Below are 8,039 nucleotides of genomic sequence, written 5' to 3' on the forward strand. Positions count from 1 at the left end.
CCCTTCCCCGTATCGCTCATCGCACCCTCCCCAACGCCGTCAACCGCGCCTGGACCGAGTGCAGCCGGTCCACCCGCACCACCACCTCCGGCACGTCCATCCCCGCCAGCGCCCGCACCCGCTGCGCGACCCGGGCCCGTACCGCACCGCACTGTTCCCCGATGTCGGACGGATAGTCCAGCTCGACCCCGACCCGTACATACGCGATCCCGCGCTGCACCGTGACCGTGGCATGCGGCGGAGCGCCCCCTTCCGGCACACCGGTGGGAAGCGCCTCCCGCGCCGCCTGCGCGGCGATCTTCGCGACCACCCGGTCGGCGATCGTGGTCGCTCCCCGCTCACCGGCCGCGACCCGGTCACCGGCCGGGCGACCGGCCATACCGTCGGCCGTACCGCCGATCACGTCACCGGCCACTCACGTCACCGCCGCCGCTCGTCGCGGTCACGGCTGCGGAAGAAGTCGCCGGGTTCCAGATCGCCATCGACGATCCGCCCGACCACGAAACCGATCGCGCCCAGCGCGGCCACCAGCACAAAGGCCCCGAAGCCACCGAAGTATCCGGCGAATCCGAGCGCCATGCCGGCCAACAGGCCGACCACCGCCATGCTCATCGTGCGCTCCCCTTCCCGCTCCGTGCCGCTTCCCGCTCCCGCGCCGCCACGGCGACACCGCCGTGGCGGCCGGCCGGAAGCCGCGGCCTACTGGAGCCGAGTGTCCTGGTCCTCGTCATCTTCCTCGTCGGGCAGCTTGACGTCGCTGACCGCGATATTGACCTCGACGACCTCAAGGCTCGTCATCCGCTCGACCGCCGAGATGACGTTCTCCCGCACGGCGGCGGCCACTTCGGTGATCGAGACCCCGTAGTCGACGACGACCTCCAGGTCGAGCGCCGTCTGCACCTCGCCGACCTCGGCCTTCACGCCCCGGCTGACGGACCTGGTGGTGCCGGGGACCCGTTCCCGTACCGCGCCGAACGTACGGGAGATACCGCTGCCCAGGGCGTGCACACCCAGCACGTCACGGGCCGCGAGCCCGGCGATCTTCTCCACCACGCCATCGGCGATGGTGGTACGGCCACGGGTCGCCGGAGCGCCTCCCCCGCGCTTGGTGACGGACGGCTTCCGCCCGTCCTCGCCCGGCAGTTCCTTGGCGGAGGGCGCCGACTGGTTGCGAGGGGTGGTGTCAGACATCGCCATTCATCCCTTCCGGGGCGGTGGTGGGACTCCGTTCCTCAGACTAGGCCCGCTTTCCCCGTACCGCGCCGTGGATGCGGCAGGCTGGAGGAATGACGACTGTGCGCGGTTCCGAGGGCTGGCAGACAGCGGTACGGCGGCTGCTCGGCCTGGGCAGACTGCTTCCGCTGGGCGGCGCCGCGGACGGCGTATGGCTGGCGGAACGGGCGGCGGTGGCCGAGCTACGGCGGGCCGCCGCCGGGCTGCCGGGCACGGTGCTCGGTACGGTACGGCTGTCGCTGGCCGACCCGGCCGCGGCGGAACGGCCGGCCGTGCCGCCGCCGCCCAGCGCGCTACCACCGGGCGAGCTGCGGATCGAGGCGGAGTTCGGCGAGGCGTTCACGGACATGACGGACGAACCGCTGCCCGCCGTGGCCGGCCGACTGCGCGCGACGCTGGCCGCGTGCGCGGCGGAGGGGCTGGGGCTGCGGGTGGCGGAGGTGGATCTGCGGGTGACGGCCCTGCTGGACTCGCCGCCGAAACCGACGCAGGCACCGCAGGCACCGCAGCGTACGGCTGAACCCGCGGAGCCGCCCGCGCCCGCTTCCGACAATGCCCACGAAGTCCTTGACGCGGCCGCCGCGGTGCCCGGCGTCGCCCGTCTCACCAGGACACTGAGCGGTCGGGCGGCCGGCCTGCCCGGGCATGTCCTGGTCGAGGTGGCGACGGCCGCGGGGCACCATCCGCTGGAGGTGGCCCGGGCGGTACGGAAGGAGGTCGCCGCGTCCGTGCCGGGCGGACCGTCGGTGGCGGTGCTGGTCACGGCGGTGGGCGTCGCGCCCTGAGGAACCCGGCCCGTACGGACCGCACCGTACGGCCAGCGGATGCGGGGGCGCGTACCCCGAAGGAAAATGGTGCAGGTCAGGCCGGGGGCCCTGCCCGTACGCCGTACAGCCATGCTTCCGCGCGAGGAGGTACGAAGCCGATGGCCTGTCCCGCCGCGGAGGTGATCCCGCAACCGGTGCTGAGCCCGCTGACCGGCGCGGCGATCTTCCTGGTGGTGACGGTCGATCCAGGCGGCGAACCGGTCGTACGGGAACTCCTCCCCGACCTGGCCGGACTCCAGCGCGCGGTCGGTTTCCGGGTCCCGGAAGGCCAGTTGAGCTGTGTCACCGGTTTCGGCTCCGAGGTCTGGGACCGGCTGTTCGGCGGGCCGCGCCCGGCAGGGCTGCACCCCTTCCGTGAACTCGTCGGAGCGACCGGCCACCGCGCGGTCTCCACCCCCGGTGATCTGCTCTTCCATGTCCGGGCCGCGCGGATGGACCTCTGCTTCAGCCTCGCCGTGGCGATCATGGACCGGCTGCGCGGCGCGGTCACGGTCCGCGACGAGACGCATGGCTTCAAGTACTTCGACGTCCGTGACCTGCTGGGCTTCGTCGACGGGACCGAGAACCCGGTCGGCCCGGTGGCGCGGGCCGCGGTGCTGATCGGCGACGAGGACGCCGCGTTCACCGGCGGAAGCTATGTGATCGTGCAGAAGTACACACACGATCTGGACGCGTGGAACGCCCTGCCGGTCGAGGCGCAGGAGTTGGTGATCGGCCGTACGAAACTGGCCGACATCGAGCTGGCCGACGAGGACAAGCCGGCTGATTCGCATGTCGCGCTGAACACGATCACCGACCCGGACGGCACCGAACGGCAGATCCTCCGCGACAACATGCCGTTCGGCAGCGTGGGGCAGGGCGAGTTCGGCACGTACTTCATCGGTTACGCCCGTACCCCGGACGTCACCGAGAAGATGCTGGAGAACATGTTCCTCGGCAGTCCGCCGGCCACCCACGACCGGATCCTGGACTTCTCCACGGCCGTGACCGGCACCCTGTTCTTCGCGCCCAGCGCCGACTTCCTCGACGATCCGCCGGACCCGCCCGGCACGGAGGCCCAGCAAACGGAGGCCCGGCAAGCGGAGACGGAGGCCACGGAGTCCGACGAGGCGGGCCGGGAAGCGGTACGCGTCGCCGAGGTCCGGGAAGCGGTACGCGTCACTGACGGCCCGGTGGCCGACGGCTCGCTCGGGATCGGCGACCTGAGGAGGAGCACCCCCGATGAAGAACCTGCACCGTGAACTCGCGCCCGTCTCCGACGCCGCCTGGGCGGATCTGGAGGAGGAGGCACGGCGTACCTTCAAGCGCCATGTCGCCGCCCGCCGGATCGTCGACGTACCCGAACCGGCCGGGTCCGGGATGGCGGCGGTCGGCACCGGCCGGCTCCGGGCCGTCGACCCGCCGGCCGACGGGGTCATCGCGCATACGCGCGTATCACGGCCGGTCGTCGAGCTGCGGGTGCCGTTCACGGTGGACCGTGCGGAGGTGGACGATGTCGAGCGCGGCGCCAAGGACGCGGACTGGCAGCCGGTGAAGGACGCCGCCCGGAAGATCGCGTTCGCGGAGGACCGGGCAGTCTTCGAGGGGTACGCGGCGGCGGGCATCGCGGGCATCCGGCAGAGCACCTCCCATCCGGAGCTGCCCCTGCCGGCCGAGGTGCGCGACTATCCGGACGCGATCAGCCAGGCGGTGTCGGCCCTGCGGCTGGCGGGCGTGGGCGGCCCGTACACCCTGGCCCTGAGCGCCGACGCGTACACAGCCGTGAACGAGACCTCCGACCACGGCTACCCGGTCCACAAGCACATCGACCGGGTGCTGGACGGCGAGATCATCTGGGCGCCCGCCATCGACGGAGCGTTTCTGCTGTCCACACGGGGCGGCGATTTCGAACTGCGGATCGGCCAGGACGTGTCGATCGGCTATCTCTCCCACGACGACAGGAACGTACGGCTCTACTTCCAGGAGACGCTGACCTTCCTGATGTACACGAGCGAGGCCGCGGTGGCGCTCACCGCGACACCGCAACTGTGAGCGATCAGTCCGTGAGGCCCGCCAGGTCGCGCAGCCGCCGGGCCTGCGACGCGCGCTCGGCCGTACGCTGCTCCTCGAAGGAGCGGCCCATGGCGCTCCGGAGCAGCGCCTTGGTCTCGATCACGGCGTCCCTGGGCGCGGCCAGCAGCGCGCTCGCCAGATCCTGGACGGTGGCGTCGAGTTCGTCGACGGGCACCACCAGATTGGCCAGCCCGGTACGTTCCGCCTCCTCGGCGTGGACGAAGCGGCCCGTGGCGCAGATCTCCAGCGCACGGGCGTAGCCGACGAGCCTCACCAGCGGATGGGTGCCGGTGAGATCGGGGACCAGACCGAGGCTCGTCTCGCGCATGGCGAACTGCACGTCCGACGCGACGACCCGGAGATCGCAGGCGAGGGCGAGCTGGAAACCGGCGCCGATCGCATGCCCCTGGACGGCCGCGATCGACACGATGTCATTGCGGCGCAGCCAGACGAAGCCCTCCTGGTACGAGGCGATGGCCGCGTCGAGATCGGCGTCGGACCGCCGGGCCAGCTCCAGGAAGGACGGCTCCCCGTCGAACCCCTCGGGGGTGAACGCCTGCCGGTCGAGGCCCGCGGAGAAGGACTTGCCCTCACCGCGCACCACCACGACCCGCACGCTGCCCGGCAGTGACCGGCCGGCCTGCGTCAACGCCCGCCACAGAGCGGGAGACTGGGCGTTGCGCTTGTCCGGAACGGTCAGTGTCACCGTGGCAACCGCGTCCTCGACGGTGAGCCGTACGCCGTCCTTGTCGAGCACTGGTCCGTGATGTGGTTCGAGCGAAGTCATACAGGCGCCTCCGGTTCGGACAGTCAGCACAGCGAGCTGAGTGACTGCACAGTAACCACCTGGGCGACCATGTGATCGACCCGGGTGGCCACCGTCCGTACCGGTGGCCGGGAGGAGCGCACCCGGCGCGTCAGGCCGACGTGGCCTTCTTGCCTCTCGTCGCTCCACCGCGTCCCCGCAGCGTGACTCCGGACTCACTGAGCATCCGGTGAACGAATCCATAGGAGCGGCCGGTTTCCTCGGCCAGCGCCCGGATGCTCGCACCGTTGTCGTACTTCTTCTTCAGGTCTGCCGCGAGCTTGTCACGCGCGGCGCCGGTCACCCGGCTGCCCTTCTTCAGAGTCTCGGCCACCCGTGCCTCCTCATGGGAAGTGCGCTCTGGACTTCTCATGATCACCCCTTACGGGCCTCCTGGCCACCCATTCGGCAAGGTCCGTACGACAAGCTTTGGCAGAGTTCAAGCTTCACGCAGGACCGGAATCCCCGGTTCCGGTCCTGCCCGTACCTACCTGTGCCCCGTATGCGGGTCGAAGTGCCAGGTCAGCGGTGTGCGCCGCGAGGCGGGGCAGATGATGTGACAGAGAGCACTCTTCGTCGCGCGGCACGCCGGGGGTACGAGACGTCCTCACACAGATGATGGATCAACGCTGAGCCGAATGATCCATACGGAGTCGATCACGGTCCGGAGCACGGTCCGGATCGCCCCCTGGATCACCGTACGGCCTGGTCTTCATACGGTCGGATCACCGCACGGCGAGGGCCGCGGAGCACCGTACGGTCACACCTGGGCCCGTACGGTCGCGCCAGGGCCCGTCACCGCCCGGACCCGTACGTCACGCCAGGGCGACCAGGTCCGCGTAGTCGGCGCCCCAGAGGTCCTCGACCCCGTCGGGCAGCAGGATGATCCGCTCCGGCTCCAGCGCGTGGACCGCGCCCTCGTCGTGGGTGACGAGGATGACCGCGCCCTTGTAGGTGCGCAGCGCGCCGAGGATCTCCTCGCGGCTGGCCGGGTCCAGGTTGTTCGTCGGCTCGTCGAGCAGCAGCACATTGGCGGAGGAGACGACCAGGGTGGCCAGCGCGAGCCGGGTCTTCTCCCCGCCGGAGAGCACCCCGGCGGGCTTGTCGACGTCGTCGCCGGAGAAGAGGAAGGAGCCGAGCGTCTTGCGGACCTCGACCAGATCGAGATCGGGCGCGGAGGAACGCATGTTCTCCAGGACCGAGCGCTCGGGGTCGAGCGTCTCGTGTTCCTGTGCGTAGTAGCCGAGCTTGAGGCCGTGGCCCGGGGTGACCTGTCCGGTGTCCGGCTTCTCGACCCCGGCCAGCAGCCGGAGCAGGGTGGTCTTGCCGGCGCCGTTGAGGCCCAGGATGACGACCCGGGAGCCCTTGTCGATGGCGAGATCCACATCGGTGAAGATCTCCAGCGAGCCGTACGACTTCGACAGGCCCTCGGCGGTCAGCGGGGTCTTGCCGCAGGGGGCGGGTTCGGGGAAGCGCAGCTTGGCGACCTTGTCGGACTGGCGTACCTCCTCCAGTCCCGACAGCAGCCGCTCGGCCCTGCGGGCCATGTTCTGCGCTGCGACGGTCTTGGTGGCCTTGGCGCGCATCTTGTCGGCCTGGGAGTTGAGGGCGGCGGCCTTCTTCTCCGCGTTGGCGCGCTCGCGCTTGCGGCGCTTCTCGTCGGCCTCGCGCTGCTGCTGGTACAGCTTCCAGCCCATGTTGTAGACATCGATCTGGGAGCGGTTGGCGTCCAGGTAGAAGACCTTGTTGACGACGGTCTCGACCAGCTCGACATCGTGGGAGATGACGATGAAGCCGCCCCGGTAGGTCTTGAGGTAGTCGCGCAGCCAGATGATGGAGTCCGCGTCGAGGTGGTTGGTGGGCTCGTCGAGGAGCAGGGTGTCGGCGTCCGAGAAGAGGATCCGCGCCAGCTCGACCCGGCGGCGCTGGCCGCCGGAGAGGGTGTGGAGGGGCTGGCCGAGGACCCGGTCGGGCAGACCGAGCGCGGCGGCGATGGTGGCGGCCTCGGCCTCGGCGGCGTATCCACCCTTGGTGAGGAACTCCGTCTCCAGACGCTCGTACTTCTTCATCGCCTTCTCGCGGGTGGCGCCCTTGCCGTTCGCCATCCGGTCCTCGTTCTCGCGCATCTTCCGCAGTACGGAGTCGAGTTCACGCGCGGAGAGGATGCGGTCGCGGGCGAGGACGTCGAGGTCTCCGGTGCGCGGGTCCTGCGGCAGATAGCCGACTTCCCCGGAGCGGGTGATGGTGCCGGCGGCGGGCATGCCTTCGCCCGCGAGGCACTTGGTGAGGGTGGTCTTGCCCGCTCCGTTGCGGCCGACGAGACCGATGCGGTCTCCCTTGGCGACACGGAACGAGGCGGATTCGATGAGGACTCGGGCGCCGGCGCGCAGCTCTACGCCGGTTGCGGTGATCACGGAAAGACTCCAGGGCGGTGTGGACGGCGGAAGAGAGCAGGCGGAGGGATTCTTCGACGCCGGCTAATGCACAAGGAGAAATGCCATGCGGGCCAGTCTAACCGTGCTGCGCAACTGCTTTCCGCTGCCCGGCTTCGGGCAGCTCCGGCGGGCGGTGGCCCGGGAGATCGTTGCCGAGGGGGGTACGTCCGGGCACGATCCTGCCGAGTCCGTCGACGGCCTTGAGTTCCGCGGTCCACGCGGCGTTCCCGGCACACGGCTGGGCGATGAGCAGGGCTCCGCCCGTACGGACATGACGCCCGGGGTCGAAGGCGCAGCCGCGGGCGGCGGGCAGCACCCAGCGCAGATCGCCGTCCTCGGTGCGGTACGCGGTGATGCGCTCGGGGGCGACGACGGCGAGCATCCGGGCCTCGGGGTCGAGGAGCTGGAGCACTCCGGTGCCGCGGCCGGGGGCGGCGGCCAGCCAGTCGGCGAGGCCGGGGAGGGCGCGGTGCCAGCGGACGGCCCGGCCGGTGGCGCTCTCGGTGTCGGTGACCAGGCCGTCGTTCCAGAGGGCGAAGGCGTGGCCGGGCGCGGCGGCGACGGCGAGGGGACGGCGGCCGGAGCGCTCATGGACCCAGCGCAGGGCGCCAGAGCGGCGGTCGTGGGCTTCGACGCGGGGGCCCACGGCACGCAGGACGGGGTCCTGGCCGGAGGGCGGGGCGGGGG

Annotated in this window: 10 protein-coding genes; 3 read left to right on the top strand and 7 right to left on the bottom strand. The window is 70.9% G+C overall.

All coding sequences use genetic code 11. The annotated features are described in order from the left end of the window. Positions 1-16 precede the first annotated feature (16 nt). The 3 genes from WH07_RS33920 to WH07_RS33930 form a co-directional block, all read right to left on the bottom strand. Positions 17-379 (bottom strand): Asp23/Gls24 family envelope stress response protein, encoded by a 363-nt coding sequence (locus tag WH07_RS33920; RefSeq protein WP_046508698.1) that lies wholly within the window; start codon positions 377-379, stop codon positions 17-19. A 41-nt stretch (positions 380-420) separates the two neighbouring features. After that, entirely contained in the window at positions 421-612 is a 192-nt protein-coding gene (locus WH07_RS33925; protein ID WP_046508685.1) for a hypothetical protein, read from the bottom strand. An 87-nt stretch (positions 613-699) separates the two neighbouring features. Beyond that, entirely contained in the window at positions 700-1,191 is a 492-nt protein-coding gene (locus WH07_RS33930; protein WP_046508700.1) for an Asp23/Gls24 family envelope stress response protein, read from the bottom strand. Positions 1,192-1,286: 95 nt separating this feature from the next. On the opposite strand from WH07_RS33930, the gene WH07_RS33935 reads away from it, so the two are divergent. The 3 genes from WH07_RS33935 to WH07_RS33945 all read left to right on the top strand — a co-directional run bounded on the left by WH07_RS33935 (position 1,287) and on the right by WH07_RS33945 (position 4,091). Continuing rightward, positions 1,287-2,018 (top strand): hypothetical protein, encoded by a 732-nt coding sequence (locus WH07_RS33935; protein WP_046508687.1) that lies wholly within the window; start codon positions 1,287-1,289, stop codon positions 2,016-2,018. Positions 2,019-2,158: 140 nt separating this feature from the next. Beyond that, on the top strand, positions 2,159-3,301 hold the full coding sequence (locus WH07_RS33940) for a Dyp-type peroxidase (protein ID WP_046508689.1): 1,143 nt from the start codon (positions 2,159-2,161) through the stop codon (positions 3,299-3,301). Continuing rightward, complete coding sequence (locus WH07_RS33945) at positions 3,282-4,091, top strand: family 1 encapsulin nanocompartment shell protein (protein ID WP_046508691.1); 810 nt, start codon at positions 3,282-3,284, stop codon at positions 4,089-4,091. The genes WH07_RS33940 and WH07_RS33945 overlap by 20 nt, the downstream gene beginning before the upstream one ends. Before the next feature lie 4 nt (positions 4,092-4,095). On the opposite strand, the gene WH07_RS33950 is transcribed toward WH07_RS33945, so the two are convergent. From WH07_RS33950 to WH07_RS33965, 4 genes are all read right to left on the bottom strand, one after another. Continuing rightward, entirely contained in the window at positions 4,096-4,899 is an 804-nt protein-coding gene (locus tag WH07_RS33950) for an enoyl-CoA hydratase/isomerase family protein (RefSeq protein WP_046508693.1), read from the bottom strand. A 130-nt stretch (positions 4,900-5,029) separates the two neighbouring features. Beyond that, entirely contained in the window at positions 5,030-5,251 is a 222-nt protein-coding gene (locus WH07_RS33955) for a helix-turn-helix domain-containing protein (RefSeq protein WP_046508694.1), read from the bottom strand. 481 nt (positions 5,252-5,732) lie between these two features. Continuing rightward, on the bottom strand, positions 5,733-7,331 hold the full coding sequence (locus WH07_RS33960) for an ABC-F family ATP-binding cassette domain-containing protein (RefSeq protein ID WP_046508696.1): 1,599 nt from the start codon (positions 7,329-7,331) through the stop codon (positions 5,733-5,735). A gap of 97 nt (positions 7,332-7,428) precedes the next feature. Next, the coding region (locus WH07_RS33965; RefSeq protein ID WP_046508703.1) for a hypothetical protein at positions 7,429-8,039 on the bottom strand (611 nt) is incomplete at its 5' end.

This window comes from Streptomyces odonnellii, from assembly GCF_000981895.1.
Lineage (GTDB): Bacteria > Actinomycetota > Actinomycetes > Streptomycetales > Streptomycetaceae > Streptomyces > Streptomyces odonnellii.

Bases quoted from the DNA above. Each gene is read 5' to 3' on its own strand.
- WH07_RS33920 (WP_046508698.1), bottom strand. From the start codon at position 379: ATGGCCGGTCGCCCGGCCGGTGACCGGGTCGCGGCCGGTGAGCGGGGA.
- WH07_RS33925 (WP_046508685.1), bottom strand. From the start codon at position 612: ATGAGCATGGCGGTGGTCGGCCTGTTGGCCGGCATGGCGCTCGGATTC.
- WH07_RS33930 (WP_046508700.1), bottom strand. From the start codon at position 1,191: ATGTCTGACACCACCCCTCGCAACCAGTCGGCGCCCTCCGCCAAGGAA.
- WH07_RS33935 (WP_046508687.1), top strand. From the start codon at position 1,287: ATGACGACTGTGCGCGGTTCCGAGGGCTGGCAGACAGCGGTACGGCGG.
- WH07_RS33940 (WP_046508689.1), top strand. From the start codon at position 2,159: ATGGCCTGTCCCGCCGCGGAGGTGATCCCGCAACCGGTGCTGAGCCCG.
- WH07_RS33945 (WP_046508691.1), top strand. From the start codon at position 3,282: ATGAAGAACCTGCACCGTGAACTCGCGCCCGTCTCCGACGCCGCCTGG.
- WH07_RS33950 (WP_046508693.1), bottom strand. From the start codon at position 4,899: ATGACTTCGCTCGAACCACATCACGGACCAGTGCTCGACAAGGACGGC.